Annotated in this window: 21 protein-coding genes; 13 read left to right on the top strand and 8 right to left on the bottom strand. The window is 68.0% G+C overall.

What is annotated here, in order from left to right:
- Nucleotides 1-356 precede the first annotated feature (356 nt).
- Nucleotides 357-1064 carry a response regulator gene (locus VBO01S_RS02985; RefSeq protein WP_062470253.1) on the top strand — a complete coding sequence of 236 codons (708 nt, stop codon included), beginning with the start codon at nucleotides 357-359 and terminating at the stop codon, nucleotides 1062-1064.
- A gap of 13 nt (nucleotides 1065-1077) precedes the next feature.
- Here the strand turns inward: VBO01S_RS02985 and VBO01S_RS02980 are convergent, their stop codons facing one another.
- The 3 genes from VBO01S_RS02980 to VBO01S_RS32210 form a co-directional block, all read right to left on the bottom strand.
- Nucleotides 1078-1755, bottom strand: coding sequence for a LuxR C-terminal-related transcriptional regulator (locus VBO01S_RS02980; RefSeq protein WP_062470250.1), 678 nt, complete (start codon nucleotides 1753-1755; stop codon nucleotides 1078-1080).
- 120 nt (nucleotides 1756-1875) lie between these two features.
- Nucleotides 1876-2274, bottom strand: coding sequence for a helix-turn-helix domain-containing protein (locus VBO01S_RS32215; RefSeq protein ID WP_157627266.1), 399 nt, complete (start codon nucleotides 2272-2274; stop codon nucleotides 1876-1878).
- Between the two features lie 73 nt (nucleotides 2275-2347).
- On the bottom strand, nucleotides 2348-2500 hold the full coding sequence (locus VBO01S_RS32210) for a hypothetical protein (RefSeq protein ID WP_157627265.1): 153 nt from the start codon (nucleotides 2498-2500) through the stop codon (nucleotides 2348-2350).
- A 130-nt stretch (nucleotides 2501-2630) separates the two neighbouring features.
- Between VBO01S_RS32210 and VBO01S_RS32205 the strand changes: the two genes are divergently transcribed.
- Nucleotides 2631-2870, top strand: a complete 240-nt coding sequence (locus VBO01S_RS32205; RefSeq protein ID WP_157627264.1) for a hypothetical protein — start codon at nucleotides 2631-2633, stop codon at nucleotides 2868-2870.
- A gap of 113 nt (nucleotides 2871-2983) precedes the next feature.
- Nucleotides 2984-6007, top strand: a complete 3024-nt coding sequence (locus VBO01S_RS02970) for an ATP-binding protein (RefSeq protein WP_062470245.1) — start codon at nucleotides 2984-2986, stop codon at nucleotides 6005-6007.
- Between the two features lie 18 nt (nucleotides 6008-6025).
- Here the strand turns inward: VBO01S_RS02970 and VBO01S_RS02965 are convergent, their stop codons facing one another.
- Nucleotides 6026-7258, bottom strand: coding sequence for an EAL domain-containing response regulator (locus VBO01S_RS02965; RefSeq protein WP_062470243.1), 1233 nt, complete (start codon nucleotides 7256-7258; stop codon nucleotides 6026-6028).
- A 228-nt stretch (nucleotides 7259-7486) separates the two neighbouring features.
- On the opposite strand from VBO01S_RS02965, the gene VBO01S_RS02960 reads away from it, so the two are divergent.
- Together VBO01S_RS02960 and VBO01S_RS02955 are read left to right on the top strand one after the other, a co-directional pair.
- The gene (locus tag VBO01S_RS02960) at nucleotides 7487-7852 is read left to right on the top strand and encodes a hypothetical protein (protein WP_062470240.1); all 366 of its coding nucleotides are present in this window, start codon (nucleotides 7487-7489) and stop codon (nucleotides 7850-7852) included.
- A gap of 103 nt (nucleotides 7853-7955) precedes the next feature.
- On the top strand, nucleotides 7956-8345 hold the full coding sequence (locus tag VBO01S_RS02955; protein WP_062470237.1) for a response regulator: 390 nt from the start codon (nucleotides 7956-7958) through the stop codon (nucleotides 8343-8345).
- A 102-nt stretch (nucleotides 8346-8447) separates the two neighbouring features.
- Here the strand turns inward: VBO01S_RS02955 and VBO01S_RS02950 are convergent, their stop codons facing one another.
- The 4 genes from VBO01S_RS02950 to VBO01S_RS02935 form a co-directional block, all read right to left on the bottom strand.
- Complete coding sequence (locus VBO01S_RS02950) at nucleotides 8448-9653, bottom strand: branched-chain amino acid ABC transporter substrate-binding protein (RefSeq protein ID WP_062470234.1); 1206 nt, start codon at nucleotides 9651-9653, stop codon at nucleotides 8448-8450.
- Between the two features lie 136 nt (nucleotides 9654-9789).
- The gene (locus VBO01S_RS02945; protein WP_062470231.1) at nucleotides 9790-10218 is read right to left on the bottom strand and encodes a hypothetical protein; all 429 of its coding nucleotides are present in this window, start codon (nucleotides 10216-10218) and stop codon (nucleotides 9790-9792) included.
- Nucleotides 10218-10661 carry a DNA polymerase III subunit chi gene (locus VBO01S_RS02940; protein WP_062470228.1) on the bottom strand — a complete coding sequence of 148 codons (444 nt, stop codon included), beginning with the start codon at nucleotides 10659-10661 and terminating at the stop codon, nucleotides 10218-10220. Before VBO01S_RS02940 ends, VBO01S_RS02945 begins: the two co-directional genes overlap by 1 nt.
- Nucleotides 10658-12217, bottom strand: coding sequence for a leucyl aminopeptidase (locus VBO01S_RS02935; protein ID WP_062470226.1), 1560 nt, complete (start codon nucleotides 12215-12217; stop codon nucleotides 10658-10660). The genes VBO01S_RS02940 and VBO01S_RS02935 overlap by 4 nt, the downstream gene beginning before the upstream one ends.
- A gap of 21 nt (nucleotides 12218-12238) precedes the next feature.
- Between VBO01S_RS02935 and lptF the strand changes: the two genes are divergently transcribed.
- The 8 genes from lptF to VBO01S_RS31625 all read left to right on the top strand — a co-directional run bounded on the left by lptF (nucleotide 12239) and on the right by VBO01S_RS31625 (nucleotide 18214).
- Nucleotides 12239-13384, top strand: a complete 1146-nt coding sequence (gene lptF / locus VBO01S_RS02930) for an LPS export ABC transporter permease LptF (protein ID WP_062470224.1) — start codon at nucleotides 12239-12241, stop codon at nucleotides 13382-13384.
- Nucleotides 13381-14487, top strand: coding sequence for an LPS export ABC transporter permease LptG (lptG, locus tag VBO01S_RS02925; RefSeq protein WP_062470221.1), 1107 nt, complete (start codon nucleotides 13381-13383; stop codon nucleotides 14485-14487). The genes lptF and lptG overlap by 4 nt, the downstream gene beginning before the upstream one ends.
- Complete coding sequence (locus tag VBO01S_RS02920; RefSeq protein ID WP_062470219.1) at nucleotides 14484-14855, top strand: sirohydrochlorin chelatase; 372 nt, start codon at nucleotides 14484-14486, stop codon at nucleotides 14853-14855. Before lptG ends, VBO01S_RS02920 begins: the two co-directional genes overlap by 4 nt.
- A gap of 63 nt (nucleotides 14856-14918) precedes the next feature.
- Nucleotides 14919-15860 (top strand): CysB family HTH-type transcriptional regulator, encoded by a 942-nt coding sequence (locus VBO01S_RS02915; protein WP_062470216.1) that lies wholly within the window; start codon nucleotides 14919-14921, stop codon nucleotides 15858-15860.
- 32 nt (nucleotides 15861-15892) lie between these two features.
- Nucleotides 15893-17074 carry a pyridoxal phosphate-dependent aminotransferase gene (locus VBO01S_RS02910; protein WP_062470213.1) on the top strand — a complete coding sequence of 394 codons (1182 nt, stop codon included), beginning with the start codon at nucleotides 15893-15895 and terminating at the stop codon, nucleotides 17072-17074.
- A gap of 28 nt (nucleotides 17075-17102) precedes the next feature.
- Complete coding sequence (locus tag VBO01S_RS02905; RefSeq protein WP_062470211.1) at nucleotides 17103-17477, top strand: hypothetical protein; 375 nt, start codon at nucleotides 17103-17105, stop codon at nucleotides 17475-17477.
- An 11-nt stretch (nucleotides 17478-17488) separates the two neighbouring features.
- Nucleotides 17489-17956, top strand: coding sequence for a DUF3592 domain-containing protein (locus VBO01S_RS02900; RefSeq protein ID WP_062470208.1), 468 nt, complete (start codon nucleotides 17489-17491; stop codon nucleotides 17954-17956).
- Nucleotides 17957-18055: 99 nt separating this feature from the next.
- A complete protein-coding gene (locus tag VBO01S_RS31625; protein WP_082817953.1) occupies nucleotides 18056-18214 on the top strand; it encodes a DUF3309 family protein in 159 nt (52 codons plus the stop codon).
- Nucleotides 18215-18254: the final 40 nt, after the last annotated feature.

The following is an 18254-nucleotide window of genomic DNA, read 5'->3' as shown; positions in this document are numbered from 1 at the left end:
GCCGCGCTCGCACGCCGGGCGCCCGAGGGCGCGGCCGCGGCCTGAAGCCGCCCGGGTCCGAACCCGTTTTCGGACCCGATCTGATCCGGAAAAGGTGCGGGTCCTAGCCCCGGGCACCCCGCGTCTTACAAATTAGGACGGGTCCTATGCATTGGCGGCCCGCTATCGGATCAGGCCGCTTAACGCAGGACCGACGTCCTCCTAAAGTCCAGTCATCCCCTGCTGGCACCGCCCGAGGCACCCGCCACCGGCCCCTTTTTCAGACGTCCCCGACGCCGGGGGCTGGGCGTTCGACAGCAGCCCTTCCTGCACGCGGCGCGCGCAGGTCCGACCCCTCTGCGTTCCACAGGTCCGCCATGAAGCCATTCAATCTCCGCGTCCTGATCGCGGACGACCATCCCGCCGTTCGCATCGGCATCGAGAGCACGCTGCGCGAAAGCCAGGCGGTCACCGTCGTGGGCGCCGCGCGCGACTCCACCGAGATGATGGAGATGCTCAAGCAGCACGACTGCCAGATCCTGGTGTCCGACTACGCCATGCCCGGCGGCCTGCACGGCGACGGCATCGCGCTGTTCGCGCTGGTGCGCCAGCGCTACCCGCGGCTGAAGATCGTGGTGATGACCATGCTGGACAACCCCGGCATCATCCATTCGCTGCTGGACATCGGCGTGCCCTGCATCCTGAACAAGGCCGACTCGGTGAGCCACCTGCTGCCGGCCGTGCATGCGGCCTACGCGAGCGGACGCTACCTGTCGCCCAGCATGGCGGAGATCGCCGCGCGCACCGCGCCGCACCGCACCGACACCCAGCCGCACGCCATGCTCTCCAAGCGCGAGCTCGAGGTGGTGCGCATGTTCGTGTCGGGCCTCACAGTGACGGAAATTGCCGAGCGGCTGCACCGCAGCAAGAAGACCATCAGCACGCAGAAGGGCTCGGCCATGGCCAAACTCGGCATCCTGCGCGACATGGACCTCGTGCGCTACGGCATGGAGACCGGGCTCATGAGCACGTCGGCGGCCCCGCCGCCGCCACCGCCGGGCCTGCCGGCGCTGCCCTGGCCCTGAGGCCACACGCGGGTCAGCCTTGCGGCGCGCCCGTCACCGTGGCCGTCAGGCCGTTTTCGAGCGCATAGCGCAGCAGGTCGACATCGCGCTCGATGCCCAGCTTTTCCATCGCCTTGGTCTTTTGCGTGCTGATGGTCTTCTTGCTGCGGTGCAGCTGCTCGGCGATCTCGTTGATCGTGAGCCCCGACGCATACAGCCGCACCACCTCCGACTCGCGCTGGCTCAGCACGCCCGCGGCGTTGCGGCTGCGCACCTCCCAGTCGATGGAGCGCACCACGGCGTCCATGGTCGGCGAGTAGTACGTGCCGCCGGTGCGGGCGGCGTGGATGGCGGGAATGAGGTGCGCCACCGCATCCGATTTGCTCACGATGCAGCGGATGCCACTGGACACCAGCGAGTGCAGCACCGCCGGGTTGTCGAGCATGGTCATCACCACGATCTGCGTGTCGGGAAAGCGCCGCTTCACCAGCTTGAACAGCGGCACGCCGTCGCCGAACTCGCCGGCCGGCATCGCGTAGTCGGACACCAGCACGTCGCAGGGCGTGGTCTCCAGCAGCGCCATGAGCCCGGTCGAATTGGCCACCTCGCCCACCAGCGTGAGGGTCTCGACCGACGCCAGCTCGTGCCGGACCCCGGCCAGCATGCCGGGATGGTCGTCGGCCAGAACGACGCGGATTTCGAAGCGGTCCATTGCCATTGTTTTTTCCCTTTCGCTTGCCGGCGTGGCCGGCGGACGAGGGTCCGGGCGCAGCGCCGGGGCATCTTACCCGCCGGTCCTGCGCGGGCGGGCCGCGGCGCGCAAGTGAAAGGCTCAGGCGGTTTCGGTGGGAGGCGCCGCAGCAGCGGGCTGCGAAGCGCGCGCGCCCGAGGCCGACAGCATGTCGCCCGGGAAGGCCTGCGCGATGGCCTGGAGCGCCGCTTGCGCGGCTTTCTTGCCGGCGTCGTCCGAGGTCCGGTAGGCGCGCAGCAGCGACACCTCCTCGCGGCTCACCGACAGGTCTTCGGTGCAGGTGGGCATGCCGGTCACGACGTACAGCACGTCGATGCCGATGACGGCCATGGTGGCCAGGTAGGCCGCGTCGGGATGGCGCGCGCCCTTTTCGAAAGCCTCCTGCACGGAGGCATCGACGCCGCCGAGCACCGCGAAGGCGGCGGCGCTCAGGCCGAGCCTGGCGCGCTCCATGGACAGGCGGTGTCCGATCATCCGCATGAGCGCGCTCCCCATGAAGGGTCTAGGCCCCATCCGCCTGCGATCTTGATCAAGGCCAAATGCGACCGCCTGCTCAAAAGAAATTGTCGTTCCGAGCCGTGGCCGATGGCTTTTTTGCCAGCACCAAAGCGCCGAACAACGCGCTTCGCCGCGTGCAGCCGGTTGCCTGCATTCGCTTGCCACGCAGGAATTCCCACAATTTCTTGATCCACAAGATATTCGTCATCGACGACCTCTAAAAAATATTCAATCCAGCGCCCTTGCACAGGTGCCAGAGAGGCGACAAAGGTAATTTTTCAATCCTATGTTTTCAGCCTCAAAAATCCAATCGGACCCGTCTGAAAATCGCTCGCACGGTGCTTGTCTATTGGCAGTTCATCGTGAAGATTGCGCGGCCATTGGCCTTGCCGCTCGTCACTATCGATTTGCAGGGCAGCCTTGCCGACCCAGCAATCTGTTCGCAGGAGATCGAATCCACCCGAACAGATGATTTATTTTTCATCGACGCCTGCGACTGCAGAATACAGATGGAAATTCCAGAAGCCCCGCCTCACTCACCGGCTCAGCCGAATCCTGAAAAAGAAAGGCCTGCATAGGACTCGTCCTATAAACAGAAGCATTCCTGTAATTCATGGAAATCCACGCGCAATTCGCCCTACCATTCCAGTCGATTGTTTTTAATTCGCGTCTTTTTCGCCATTTTTTCGCCATGTCTCCGCCCGCCTTCCCCGCCAGCGCCCCCCCTGCCTCGACGCCTGCCCGGCAGGCGCAGGAGCTGGACCTGCTGCGCCGCTACCAGCACGCCCTGCTCTATGGCGGCGGCGCGCTGCTGTCGCTGCTCATCGTGCTGGCCGCGGGCCTCGTGCTGTATAACGCCGCCGCCAATGCGCTCGCGAACCTGCGCACCACGCTGGCCGCGCACAGCGCGCAGATGCAGCTCGACATCGAGGAAAAGCAGGCGGCGATGCGCCGCGGCGTGGTGAACGCCGAACTGCTCTGGAACAGCCAGACACCGCCGGCCGCCGGCACGCTGGAGGCCTTCGTGCGCGACGGGGGCCACGTGGTCCTGCAGGCCGGGGCGCACCTGACGCCGGCCATCGCCGCGGTCGACACCGCCCGCACCCACGACCTGCATGAATTCGCGCCCTACCTTGGCATGCTCGAAATGCAGGCCTACAGCGTCACCGCCGTCGCGCAGTTGCGCAATTCGCCGCTGGGCGCCTACGCCTACACCCCCGACCACCGCCTGCTCACGCTGATGCCCGCGCCCGAAGGCGGCCTGCAGGGCGCGCTGGACCGCACCGGCCTGCCGGACACCGCCGCGCTCATCGCGCGCCTGAGCTACGACATCGGCGACCTCACCGGCGACCCGGCACTCGCCGCGCAGTGGCGCACGCAGCGGCGCGTGGCCTGGCAGCCGCTGGCGCCCGATCTGCTGGCACCGGGGGCCTCGCCCTTCAAGCTGGTGCAGCCCGGCTTCGACGCCCAGGGCCGCCCCTTCATGGTGTTCGTGAGCAACCTGCCCTCCAGCGTGCTGCAGGACCGCCTGCGCCACACGCCGCAAGACACGGCCGCCCTGCTGGTCGACGCGCAGGGCCGGGTGCTGCTCTCGGCCGACCGCACGGGCGACGCCATCGACGGCGGCGCGCTGATGGCCACGGCGCTGGCCCACAGCCTGCGCCAGGCCGGCCCCGCGCTGCCGCGTGAAACCTACCGCGCGGGCGTGTTCAGCCTCTCGACGCCGCTGGCCGGCACCGGCTGGTCGCTGGTGTACGCCTGCTCGTGGCGCACGGTCTTCACCACGCTGAAGCCGCAGCTGCTGCGCTACGGCGGCGCCACGCTGGTGGTGCTGGGCACGCTCTGGGGCCTGCTGCTGCTCTTCAGGCGCAAGCTGCTGGAGCCCGCCTACCGTCGCTCGCAGCGGGTGTTCGAGAGCGAGCAGCTCAACCGCGCGATCATCGCCACCTCGTCGTTCGGCGTCTGCCTGATCGCGCTCGACGACGAGCGCGTGCTGCTGCAGAACACCCTGACGGAACACTACGCCGCGGCCACCGCGCCGCCCGAGCCGCTGCACCGCCAGATGGCCGCGCTCTACCGCGAACGCGCCCAGGGCGGCACGCTGCATGACGCCGGCATGCCGCTGTCGCTGAAGAACGGCCAGGCCTGCGAGCTGCTGCTGCAATGCACGCGCACGCGCTACCAGGGCGCGGACGCCCTGCTGTGCAGCTTTGCCGACACCACCGAGCGCAACGAACTCGACAAGAAGCGCGAGGAAGCCCGCGAAGCGGCCGAAGCGGCCAACCGCGCCAAGTCGGTGTTCATCGCCACCATGAGCCACGAGATCCGCACGCCGCTGAACGCGGTGCTGGGCAACCTCGAACTGCTCGGCCAGGGCGCGCCGCCCGAGGTGCAGGCCCGGCGCCTGCAGTCGGTGCGCCAGGCCTCGCGCACCCTGCTCGAGATCGTCAACAACATCCTCGACCTGTCGAAGATGGAGTCGGGCCACCTCAAGCTCGAAACCACGCGCGTGGCGCTGCCCGGGATCGTGCAGGCTTGCGCGCAGATGTTCGAGCCCTCGGCACACGCCAAGGGACTGCGGCTGGACTGCGTGGTGCACCCGGGCCTGGCCGCCGGCTACGAAGGCGATCCGACGCGCATTCGCCAGATCGTCGTGAACCTGCTGAGCAACGCGATCAAGTTCACGGCCTCGGGCACGGTGATGCTGGAGGTCGGGCCGCTGTCGCCGGGGCAGGCTTCGCCAGTGGTGATCCGCGTGACCGACACCGGCATGGGCGTGCCGCCCGAGCAGATTCCGCAGCTGTTCGACATCTACATGCAGGCCTCGCCCTCGACCGCGCGCGAGTTCGGCGGCTCGGGGCTGGGGCTGTCGATCTGCCAGCGGCTGGCGCGCAAGATGGGCGGCACGATCGCCGTGCGCAGCCAGCCGAGCGCGGGCTCGTGCTTCACGGTGACCTTGCCGCTGGTGGCGCTGGCGCCCGAGGTCGTCGCGTCGTCGGACACCAGGACTGCGAACGCTTCACTGCCCTTGCGTACCGTGCGCCTGCTGGTCGTGGACGACCATCCGGCCAACCGGGCCCTCATCAGCGACCAGCTCGACGCGCTCGGCGTCGCCGCCGACGTGGCGCCCGACGGGAACGCCGCGCTGGCCCTGTTCGCCGCGCAGCGCTACGACCTCGTGCTGACCGACCTGAACATGCCCGGCATGGACGGCTACACGCTGGCCCGCCGGCTGCGCGAGCGCAGCCCGTCGATCCCGCTCGTCGCCATCACGGCGCACCTCGAGCAGGAGGGCTACCAGCAATGCTCGCTGGCGGGTTTCGCGAGGGTGCTGCTCAAGCCGGTGCTGTTGCCGGCGCTGGAGCAGGCGATCCTCAAGACGCTGGGCGCGGCCGCGCCGCCCGGGGTGGCCGGCGCCCCGGTCGCGCCTGCGCAAGCGCCCCTGGACGCGCGCCTGCACGACGCGATGGTTTCGTCGCTGGCGTCTTCCGCGCAGCAGGTCCGCGAGGCCCTGGCGACCGGCGACCGGCGCGCGATCGGCGACGAGTTGCATGCGGTGCGCGGCGCCTTCGCCATGATCGGCGAGCCGGCCATCGCCGCGATGTGCGGCCGGCTCAGCGCCGTGGTGAAGCAGGATCACATGGCGGTGATCGCCCCCGGCTGGACCGCGCTGCAGGCGGCCGCCGAAGCGGTGCTGGCGCGACGCGCGGCCTGAGCGCGCGTCGCCCGATCGTCAATCGGCGTTCCGCTGCGCCTGCGAGCGCCCCGCCGCATACCGCAGCAGCGCCGCGTACTGCACGAAGGCCGACTCGGCCATCGGCGCGGCATGCTGCGCGCCCTGCGTGAAGTGGCACCCAATGCTGCGGGCCAGCGCGAGGTCACGTTCGCCGTCGACGCCCTTCACGAGCAGCGTCGCGTGCTGTTCGCGTGCCATGGCGATCACGCTCGCCAGGATGTGGCGCGCATGCGGGTTCTCGCGCGCCTGCGCCAGCTGGCGTGCGTCGATCTGGAGCTCGCTGAACGGCACCTTGAGCCAGCGGCTCAGGGTCGAGTCGCCCTGGCCGAAGCGGTCGATGGCGCAGTGGAATCCGCGCAGGCGCAGGTGCGCGACCGCACCGGCCAGCACCTCGTTGCAGCGCGCGCCGCCGTCTTCGGCGATCTCCAGCACGAGCTGGTCGGCGGCGATGCCGGCACGTTCGGCCTGCTCGGCCACGCCCTGCGCCCAGGACACCGAGGCGGCCACCGACGCGGGCACGCGCACGCCCAGGCGCAGGCCGTGGTCCTTGTGCATGTAGCCGAGCAGTTCGAAGGCGCACTCGAGCATGCGCTGCACCAGCGCCTCGCGCAGGCCGGCCTGCGCGATGGCCGGCAGGAAGTTGGCCGCGGGCAGCCAGGTGTCGTCGGGCCGGTACCAGCCCGGCTGCAGTTCGGCGCCGCGCAGCACGCCGGTGTGCGCGCAGTGCCGGGGCTGGAAGTGGGCGGCGATCTGGCGCGTAGCCAGCGCCTCGCGCAGGACCTCGGCCGTGAAGGCCGGTGCATCGGTTGTTGCCGGCGCCATGCCGCGCCGCAGCTCGGCCCGGTGGCGCCGTCCGCGTGCCATGGCCTGCGCCGCCGACGCCATCGTGACCATGGTGCGCGGCTTGGCGATGGCTGAAAGCACACGCGCGCCACGGGCCCGGGCATAGTCTTGCGCGGCCTGCAGGATGCGCGGCGGCTGGGCGCTCATGAGCACCAGCGCGGCGGGGCTGCCGGCCTCGACCACGGCATCGATCATCTGCAGGCCCGTGACTTCGGGCGTGTCGATGTCCACCACCAGCAGGTCGTGGCGCCGGTGCTGTACTGCCTCGACAAAGCCGTGGCCGCTGCGCGTGACGTCCACGCGGGGAATCCCGGCGTAGCGCATGAAGGTGGCCAGCGCGAAGCCGGTGCGTTCGACCTGGTCGATCACGAGTGCGTTTCTGATCATGGCGAGCCTTGGCGGGGGAAGAGGATGTTCTGCATCTTCCCGGGGGCGGCAAGAATCCCCCATCGGCCCAGTCCGAAACTCGCGGCCGATTCCGTAGGACTTCGGCTGAACCCTGTTGCCACGCAGCAACTGTTGCCAATCCTGAGCAAGGCCGCGTCTGGCGGTACGATGCGCGGAATCGAATCGACCGACATTCCACCCCACTTCGCCTGCCGCAAAGGAGCCTCGATGGCCGGACCTTCCCCCACCTTGACGCGCGGCACCACCTCGCTGGACAAGACCCTGAAAAAGAGCAAGCAGGTGGCCGCCGATGTGCAGCGCGCCTCGGACAACCTCGCCGTCGTGAGCACGGTGCTGGAACAGGAACTGCCGGACGAGGTCCAGGTCGGCGAGGTGGCGCAGGCCATCGAGCACACCAGCCAGCTCGAGGAAAAACTCGCCCAGTCGGCCGAGAAACTGGCCGAAGTGAATGCGGCGCTGAGCGAGGAAATCGAGAAGCGCCTCGAAGTGACCGCCGAGCGCGACGAGAGCCAGGCGCTGGCCGAGCAGCTCAAGGCGCGCATCCGCACCCAGGCGACGTCGGACAAGCGCTGATCGCCGTTGTTTCCGCACGGTTTGCGTGCGTCGTTCTCCCTTCTCCTACGCGGAGACCGCTTGCGCCACGCTACGCTATTGGTTCACACATCAAAACCGCGGCATGGCCCTCATCACGTTCCTCGTCGAGGACAACAAGACCATCAGGGACAACCTGGTCCCGGCCCTCGAGGACCTCGTCAACGGCCATGTCGTCGGCTATGCCGAAACCGAATCGGGCGCCCTCGCCTGGCTCGCCGCCCACCCCGATGCCTGGCAGCTGCTCATCGTCGACCTGTTCCTCAAGGAAGGCTCGGGCCTCGGTGTGCTGTCGGGCTGCCGCGAACGCGGCCCGCACCAGCGCGTCGTGGTGCTGAGCAACTACGTCACCCCCGACATCCGCACGCGCTGCCAGGCACTGGGCGCCGACGCGGTGTTCGACAAGTCGCGCGACCTGGACGCCTTCATCGAGTACTGCAACGCGGACCGCCCCTCGGGCCTGGCCGCGCTCTGAAGGCAGGCCCGCGCAACGGCTGCGCACCCCTGAATGAAAAAAGGGCCCGAGGGCCCTTTTTTCATGGAACGACCCGGTGAAGGGTCGTTGGCTGCAATGCGATCAGCGCACCACGGCGATCTGCGTGCGCACGCCACCCTTGTAGGTGAAGAGCGTCAGGGCGCCGTTCTTGATGTCGCCCTTTTCGTCGAAGGCGATCGGGCCGGTCACGCCCTTGTATTGCACCTTGCCGACTTCAGCCAGGTACTTTTCCGGGTCGGACGAGCCGGCCTTGGCCATGGCTTCGGCCAGCACGTTGACCGCGTCGTACACGTACGGTGCGTAGATCTGCACTTCGACGCCGTTCTTGGTCTTGAACTTGGCCTTGAAGTCTTCCAGCGGCTGCTTGAAGTCGCCGTCGACACCGCCGGCTTCAGCGCAGACCACCATGTCTTCACCGATGGCGTCGCCTGCCAGCTTCGGCAGTTCGCCGGTGCACAGGCCGTCGCCGCCCATGAACTTGACGTTCAGGCCGAGTTGCTTGACCTGCTTGAGCATCGGGCCGCCCACGGCGTCCATGCCGCCGAAGAACAGCACGTCGGGCTTGGCAGCCTTCAGCTTGGTCAGGATGGCGTTGAAGTCGGTCGACTTGTCGGTCGTGAACTCGTGGCCCACGATGGTCGCGCCTGCCGCCTTGGCTGCCTTCTCGAACTCTTCGGCAACGCCCTGGCCGTAGGCCGTGCGGTCGTCGATCACGGCAATGTTCTTGCCCTTGAGCGTTTCGACGGCGTACTTGCCGAGCGTGCCGCCCAGCTGCGTGTCGTCGGCCACCACGCGGAACGTGGTCTTGAAGCCCTGGCGGGTGTACTTGGGGTTGGTGGCCGACGGCGAGACCTGCGGAATGCCGGCGTCGCTGTACAGCTTGGAAGCGGGGATCGTGGTGCCCGAGTTCAGGTGACCGACGATGCCGTTGACCTTTTCATCGACCAGCTTCTGGGCGACGGCGGTGCCTTGCTTCGGATCGCCAGCGTCGTCTTCGGGAACCAGCACGAACTTGGCAACCTTGTCACCGATCTTGAAGCCCTTTGCATTCAGGTCTTCGATGGCCATCTTGGCACCGAGCTCGTTGTCCTTGCCGAGGTGGGCAATGGGACCGCTGGTCGGGCCGACGTGGCCGATCTTGACGACCAGGGCATCAGCCGGAGGCGCAGCAGGGGCCGGAGCCGCAGCCGTGGGTGCCGGTGCCGCCGGAGCAGCAGCTTCTTCCTTCTTGCCGCAAGCCACGAGCGTGAGTGCAGCCAGTGCGACCGCAGTCCATTTCAATTGCATGAGAACCTCCAGAACTTGGATGAAAAGATATAAAAACCGGTCGTTCGATCCGGGCGTTCAGACCTCGCAAGTTTCGCGCCGCAGACCAGCGGCACCCTCACGCCATTCCGACCTGCGGCGCAGTTTAGCCGAGGATTTATGCGCCGGAAGTTGGCGTAGACCCTGTGTTTTCCCCTGTGTTTTCACAGAGTTCAGCGGCCATGGATTCGATGACGAGCGCGCGCAGCACGGCCTCGATTTCGCCGCGCAGACGCGGCACCATTTCGTCGAGCTGATGCTGAACGGCAGCTGACACGGCGTCGCTCAATCGCTCTTCCAGCGACAGGTCGACGCGCTGCAGCACGCGGTGCAGCAATTGCTCTTCGAGGCTGACGATTTCGGCCGGCGTGAGCGACACCGACGGCGGCAACGCCACGGCGCTCGCGGGGTCCGGCGGCGGGGGCTGCGACACCGGCGCACCCGTGGGTCGCACCGCCTCGGCGACCGGCACGGGCTCGGCCGGGATCTCGAGCACGGTCGTCAGCGTCGGGACGAACCGGGGCGGCGTGCGCAGCGTGCTGGCCATCAGGAAGCGCTCCTTGCGAAATCGTGCGGCTGGATCGTGTAGCCCCGGTCGGCGTAATGGCGCCAGCGGGTGCGGCCAACCTGCCGGTCGTTGGCCTCGTCGCTCACGATGTCGATCATGCGTTCGAAGCGCTCGAAGCCGGCCGGCACTTCCAGGCCGAGGTTGACCAGCATCTCGCGATGCGGCAGCGAGGCCGCGTCCCCGCCTTCGGCGCACAGGATGACGGGCGAACGCGCCACCACATGGGCCGGCGCATCGGCGCGGCAGTGCGCGACGAAGTCGACCGGCGACAGCTGCCAGAGCGCGGCATCGACCGTGTCGAGCGCGCGCGCATCGCCCACCACCACCACGCGCAGGCCGCGTGTGTTCACGGCCTTGCGAACCAGCCGGCAAGCGTAGGTGAGCTTGTCGGGCGCGTTGTAGTGAAAGCCGATGTCGGTCACTGCGCGGACCGGGCCTTTCGGGCCGGCTTGGCCGGGGCCTTGGGCGACGCGGCCTTCTTCACGGGCTTGGCGGCCATGCCGGCCTTCGGCGCGGTGGCAGCGGCGTTGCTGTTGCCTGCGCGGTTCGTCAGGTACGAGACCAGCAGGCCGACGGGCCGGCCGGTCGAGCCCTTGGCCGCCCCGCTCTTCCAGGCCGTGCCTGCGATGTCCAGGTGCGCCCAGGCGTAGTCGGCCGTGAAGCGCTGCAGGAACTTGGCCGCGGTGATCGCGCCGCCGGCACGCCCGGCGATGTTGGCCACGTCGGCGAAGTTGCTCTTGAGGCCTTCGGCGTAGTCGTCGTCCAGCGGCAGGCGCCAGCAGCGGTCTTGCGAGGCCTCGCCGGCCGATTCGAGCGCGGAGGCCAGCGACTCGTCGCTCGCGAACAGACCGCTGCGCACGCCGCCCAAAGCCACCACGCAGGCGCCTGTGAGCGTCGCGATGTCGATCACGGCAGCGGGGTCGAAGCGCTTGGCGTAGCTGAGCGCGTCGCACAGGATCAGCCGGCCTTCGGCGTCGGTGTTCAGGATCTCGATGGTCTGCCCGCTCATGCTGGTGACCACGTCGCCGGGCTTGACGGCCTTGCCGTCGTTCATGTTCTCGCACGAAGGAATCAGGCCGACCACGTTGATCGCCGGCTGGATCGCTCCGAGCGCGCGGAAGGTGCCGAGCACGCTGGCGGCGCCGCACATGTCGAACTTCATCTCGTCCATCTCGGCCGCGGGCTTGAGCGAGACGCCGCCGGTGTCGAAGGTGATGCCCTTGCCCACGAGCACCACCGGGGCCTCGTCTTTCGCGCCGCCCTGGTAGCGCAGCACGATGAAGCGCAGCGGTTCGGCCGAGCCCTGGGCCACGGCGGCGAAGGCGCCCATGCCGAGCTTGTCGACTTCCTTCGGGCCCAGCACTTCGCACTTGATGCGCGGCAGCTTCGCCAGCCCCTTGGCGGCTTCGGCCAGCAGCGTGGGCGTGGCGTGGTTGGCGGGACGGTTGCCCCACTCCTTGGCCAGCTCGATGCCGGCGACCGTGGCGCGGGCGTCGTCGAAGGCCGTGGCGACGGCGGGGCTGGCGGCCTCGGACACGCCCAGCGTCAGGTGGCGGATGCTGCGCGGCTCGGCCTTCGACTTGGTCGTGGTGTAGACATAGCTGGCATCGGCCGCGGCCGTGACGGCGGCGGCCACCGCGGCGGCGTCGGCCGGCTGCGCGAAGACGATCACGACGCGCTTGGGGCCATTGGCCTTGGCGGCGGCCACCGCCGCGCTCACGGCGCCGCGCACCGAAGCGGCCTTGCCGTCGCCGATGGCGGCCAGCAGCACGCGCGAGGGCACCACGGTCTCGGGGCGGTACAGCGCGAGCAGCTTGCCGGCCTTGTCGGGCAGGTCGCCGGCCTTGCGGGCGCTGGCGGCGAGCACGGAAACGGGGTCTTTGGCGGTGGGGAGAGCGCTGCCGACGAGCACGATGAGGAGGTCGGATTTCTCGGCGGCGGCCTGGGCGACGGTGAGGGTCTTGAGTTGAAAGTCCATAATCCTTTTTTTCCTCGAACGATGTTATTCCATTCTTCCCTACGCAAGGAGCTGTCGCGCAGCTTCGGAGCGACCCTCGTCGTCCTGGTCACCATCGTGATGACCATGATGCTCATCCGTACGCTCGGGCTGGCGTCCAAGGGCAGCGTGAACCCGCAGGAGGTCTTCCTCGTGATGGCGTACACGGTGCTCGGCTACATGCCGACCATCCTGAGCCTGAGCCTGTTCATCGCCATCGTCGGCACGCTCTCGCGCATGTACCGCGACAGCGAAATGGTGATCTGGTTCTCCAGCGGGCGCGGCCTGGCCGATTTCGTCCAGCCGCTGTTCCGCTTCGCCTGGCCTGTGCTGCTGCTCATCGCAGCCATGGCGCTGGTGGGCTGGCCCTGGGCCAACTCGCAGACCATCGGCATGCGCCAGCAGTACGAGCAGCGCAGCGACATCGAGCGCGTCACGCCGGGTGAGTTCCGCGAGTCCTCGGGCCGACTGCGCGTGTTCTTCATCGACAAGGACACGCCCGACGGCGCCACCGCCACCAACGTGTTCATCTGGGCCGTCGAGCGCGGCCTGCAGATCACCACGTCGGCGCGCAGCGGCCGCATCGAGGACATCGACAACCACCGCTTCCTGCTGCTGAGCAACGGCCAGCGCCTGGAGCGCCCGCTGTTCACCGAATCGGGCCTGAAGATCAGCGAGTTCAAGACCTACGGCACGCGTGCTGGCGGCAGCTCGAACGCCACCGGCGACAGCACGCCCACGCGCGCGCGCTCCACGCTCTCGCTGCTGCGCGACCGCAGCGATGCCAGCCTGGGCGAGCTGGGCTGGCGCTTCGGCATGCTGCTGGCCGCCATCAACTTCGTGCTGCTGGCGCTGACGGTGTCCAGCGTCAACCCGCGCGTGGGACGCAGCGGCAACCTCGTATTTGCGCTGTTCGCCTTCGTCGTCTACTACAACCTGCTGAACCTGGGCCAGAGCTGGATCAGCTCGGGCCGCTACGGCATGGGCTCCTTCATGCTGCTGCTGCATGGCGGCGTCTTCCTCTTCGCCACGGCCTGGCTCACGCTGCGCAACAACAACTGGTCGGCCCGCCGACAGGCCCGCGCCAGCGCCGCCACGGCCGGCGCCCTGCCGGCCGTACCGCCTTCCCGGATCGACCCGACCTCGTGAAAACCATCCGCCGACTGATCTACGTCGAGGCACTGAAGGCCGTGGCCTTCGTGACGCTCGGCTTCCTGAGCCTGTTCTTCTTCTTCGACTTCGTCGACGAGTTGCAGTCCGTGGGCAAGCCCGAAAGCCTGGCCTACGGCCCGGTGCAGGCGCTGATCTACGTGCTGCTGCTGGTGCCCAGCCACCTGTACGAGCTGCTGCCGATCACGGTGCTGATCGGCTGCATCTTCGTGATGGCGCGGCTGGCGCAAAGCTCCGAATACACCATCCTGCGCACCAGCGGCCTGGGCCCGTGGCGCGCACTGCGCACGCTGCTGCTGCTGGGGCTGGGCTTCGTGGTGCTCACCTTTGCCATCGGCGACTACATCGCGCCGCTGTCGGGACGCACCGGCCAGCTGCTCAAGTCGCGCTACCAGGGCACCTACTCGCTGGTGGGCAACACCGGCGCCTGGCTGAAGGAAAAGCGCGGCGACACGTCGTATGCGGTCAATGTGCTGTCGATTTCGCGCGACGGCTCGCTGCAGAACACGCGCATCTTCGAGTTCGACGGCAACGGCTACGTGAGCAAGCAGCTCATGGCCAAGTCGGCCCGCATCCTCGACGAGAAGTGGGTGCTCTCCGAGGTCGAGCAGCAGGACTACGAAACCCGCACCGCCGACAAGGCCCGCATCACGACCACCCATGTCGAGAAGATGGACTGGCCCACCTCGCTCACCGCCGAAATGGTGTCGGTTGCGCTGCTGCGGCCCGACCGCATGAGCACCATCGACCTGTTCGACTACATCCGGCACCTGAACGCCAACGGCCAGACCGCGCAGCGCTACGAGATCGAGTTCTGGCGCAAGGTGTTCTATCCGCTGTCGTGCCTGGTGATGGTGGTGCTCGCCCTGCCCTTTGCCTACCTGCACTTCCGCCAGGCCGGCATCACGACCTACGTGTTCGGCGGCGTGATGATCGGCATCAGCTTCTTCCTGCTGAACAACGTGTTCGGTTACCTCGGCAACCTCAGCAACTGGTCGCCCTGGCTCACGGCGGCGGCGCCGGGGCTGATCTATTCGGTGCTGTCTCTCACAGCCTTCAGCTGGCTGGTCCTGAGGCGATGACCACGCAGGTGCCGGGCACGGTGCTGCTCGCGCACGGCTCGCGCGACGCGCGCTGGCGCGAGCCCATCGAAGCGGTCGCCGCCCGCATGCGCGAAGACGACCCCACGGTGCGCGTCAGCTGCGCCTACATGGAACTGGCCGCCCCCGACCTGCCCACGGCCGCCGCTGCACTGATTGCCGACGGCGCCACCGCGGTGCATGTGGTGCCGCTCTTCCTGGGCATGGGCAAGCACGCCCGCGAAGACCTGCCGCTGCAACTGGACGCCCTGCGCCTGCGCTGGCCCGAGGTGGACTTCTCGCTGGCCCCGATCGTGGGCGAATCGCCCGAACTGGTCGCTTTGCTGGCCCGGATTGCCATCAAATCCTGAAGTCCCGGTCATTTTTATAGACTTCAAAGGCATAATGAATTCCGCAATAAGACGGAATTTGATATGAATCTGCACCAGTTCAAGTTTGTTCAGGAAGCCGTGCGGCGCAACCTGAACCTCACCGAGGCGGCCAAGGCGCTCCACACCTCGCAGCCCGGCGTCTCCAAGGCGATCATCGAACTCGAGGAAGAGCTCGGCGTCGAGATCTTCGCCCGCCACGGCAAGCGCCTGAAGCGCATCACCGAACCCGGCCAGCACGTCATCGCCAGCATCGAACTGATCATGCGCGAGGTCGGCAACCTCAAGCGCATCGGCGAACAGTTCAGCGCGCAGGACAGCGGCACCCTCTCCATTGCCACCACCCACACGCAGGCGCGCTATGTGCTGCCGGTCCCCGTGGCCAACCTGCGCGAGGCCTACCCGAAGGTCAACGTGAGCCTGCACCAGGGCTCGCCCGACCAGGTAGCGCGCATGGTGATCGACGAGATCGCCGAGATCGGCATCGCCACCGAATCGCTCGACGGCTACGCCGAGCTGGTCACGCTGCCCTGCTACGAATGGCAGCACGTGCTGGTGCTGCCCAAGGACCACCCGCTGGCGGCCAAGGAGCGCGTCTCGCTCGAAGACCTCGCGAGCGAGCCGATCATCACGTACCACCCGTCGTTCACCGGCCGCACGCGCATCGACCATGCGTTCGCGCAGAAGAAGCTCACGCCGCGCATCGCGCTCGAGGCGATCGACTCCGACGTGATCAAGACCTACGTGCGCCTGGGCCTGGGCGTCGGCATCGTGGCCGAGATGGCCGTGCGCGACGAGTCGAACGCCGACCTCGTGGTGCGCCCGATGGGCCACGTGTTCGGCCAGAACATCGCGCGCGTCGCCTTCAAGCGCAGCGCCTACCTGCGCAACTTCGTCTTCAAGTTCGCCGAGCTGCTCTCCGACCGCCTCGACCGCAACCTGATCGCGAAGGCCCTGAGCGGCCACCAACAAGACTACGAACTCTGATCCTCCAGCCTTTCTCCCCGCGACGACCGACCATGAGCACCGCCACCCCTTCGTCTTCTCCCCGCACGCCCGAGATCACCACCAAGCTGCCGGCTGTCGGCACCACCATCTTCACCGTGATGTCCACGCTCGCGGCCGAGAAGAACGCCGTGAACCTCGGCCAGGGCTTCCCCGATTTCCACTGCGATCCGAAGCTGCTCGAAGACGTGACCGCCGCCATGGCGGCCGGCCACAACCAGTACCCGCCGATGCCGGGCATTCCGTCGCTGCGCGACGCCATCGCCGCCAAGATCGAGGCGCTCTACGGCCGCAGCTACAGCGCCGCGACCGAGATCACGGTCACGGCCGGCGCCACGCAGACCATCATCACGGCCATCCTGGCCATCGTGCGCCCCGGCGACGAAGTGATCGTTCTGGAGCCCTGCTACGACAGCTACGTGCCCAACATCGACCTCGCCGGCGGCAAGGTCGTGCGCGTGCCGCTCGTGCCCGGCACCTTCCGCCCCGACTTCGACAAAATCGCCGCCGCGCTCACGCCGAAGACGCGCGCGATCATCATCAACACGCCGCACAACCCGAGCGCCACGGTCTGGACCGAGGCCGAGATGCGGCAGCTCGAAGACCTGCTCGCGCCCACCGACGTGTTCGTGATCAGCGACGAGGTCTACGAGCACATGGTGTTCGACGACGCGCGCCATGAAAGCGTAGCGCGCTTCCCCGGCCTGGCGGCGCGCAGCTTCATCGTCAGCAGCTTCGGCAAGACCTACCACGTCACCGGCTGGAAGGTCGGCTTCGTGGCCGCGCCCGCGCCGCTGATGGCCGAGTTCCGCAAGGTGCACCAGTTCAACGTGTTCACGGTGAACACGCCGATGCAGCACGCGCTGGCACAGTACATGGCGCGGCCCGAGCCCTACCTGGAGTTGCCGGCCTTCTACCAGCGCAAGCGCGACCTGTTCGCGGCCGGCCTGGCCGAGAAGACCCGCTTCAAGCTGCTGCGCAGCGAAGGCAGCTACTTCCAGTGCGTGGACATCTCGGCCGTGAGCGACCTGTCGGAGGCCGAGTTCTGCCTCTGGCTCACGCGCGAGATCGGCGTGGCGGCGATTCCGCTGTCGGCCTTCTACGGCGACGGCTTCGACCAGCGCGTGGTGCGCTTCTGCTTCGCCAAGAAGGACGAGACGCTGCTCGCCGCGCTCGACCGCCTCGCGAAGCTCTGACGCCGGCGGCCACGCTCCGGGGGCAGCGATGACGATGAACCGGCCGCGCTGGATCCTGCTGGCCCTGGCCCTCTCGTTCCTCGTGGTGGGCGTCGCCGACGCGTTCCTGCCGCCGCTGCGCGGCAAGGACTACACCGCGCTGGACGTGGCGCATGTGTTCCTCATCTCGGCGCTGTGCTACACGTGGTGCCGGGCCGACGGCCTCGCGCGCGGCGTGCCCGCGCCTGGTCGCTCGGCGCTGCTCGCGGGGGTGTTTCCACTGCTGGGCATTCCGGTCTATTTCTTCCGCACGCGCCCCTGGCGACGGGCCTTGCTGGCCACGCTGGGGGCCGTGGCCTTCCTGGTGTCGAGCCTCGTGCTGGCCGCGGTGGGCACCTTGTCGGCCGAGTGGATGCGCAACTGAAAGCCGCCCGAATGAACCCCACCCGCCTCATCACGCGCATCTTCACGCTCGTCGGCGCGCTCATGCTCGTCGGCGCGCTCATGCTCGTCGGCGGCTGGCTGCTCTACCAGAACACCACGAAATTCATCGCATCGGCCGGCAAGGCGCAGGGCGAGGTGATCGCGCTGCAGTCCGCGGGAAGTTCGAGCCGCAGCAATTCGCCGACGTGGCGCCCGCTGGTGCGCTTCACCCTGCCCTCGGGCGCGATCGTCGAGTTCTCGCCGTCGAGCAGCAGCAACCCGCCGGCCTACGACAAGGGCGAAGTCGTGGGCGTGTTCTTCAACCCCGCGAACCCGCAGGACGCCCGGCTCGACGGCTTCTTCGACCTGTGGGGCGGCGCCGCCATCGTCGGCGGTCTGGGCGCCATCTTCCTGGCGGTGGGCGTGGCCATGCACTTCCTGCTGGCAGGCGCACCGGTAAAGCGCCGACGCCCGCGGTAGGACAGCCCTGACCGCGTCAGGGGCGGCTCTCCGGCGCTCGCGGCGCCCCAGGACGACGAGCATGGAGGCTCGTGACAACAACGTCCCAGGAGAAAAAACATGTCCCTCTCGTTCATTCTGCTGATCGTCCTGATCCTGCTGCTGATCGGCGCGCTGCCGAGCTGGGGTTACAGCCGGTCCTGGGGCTACGGACCCAGCGGCGGCCTCGGGCTCGTGGTGCTGGTCCTGGTGATCCTCGTGCTCATGGGCCGCATATAGCGCCCGCGCCATCATGAAAAAAGCCCGCGTCGCCGCGGGC

Origin of the sequence: Variovorax boronicumulans NBRC 103145, assembly GCF_001591345.1 — a bacterium.
In the GTDB taxonomy this organism is placed as follows: Bacteria; Pseudomonadota; Gammaproteobacteria; order Burkholderiales; family Burkholderiaceae_C; genus Variovorax; species Variovorax boronicumulans.
The sequence above is the reverse complement of the archived record's forward strand: the minus strand, read 5'-3'. Positions and strand labels throughout refer to the sequence as shown.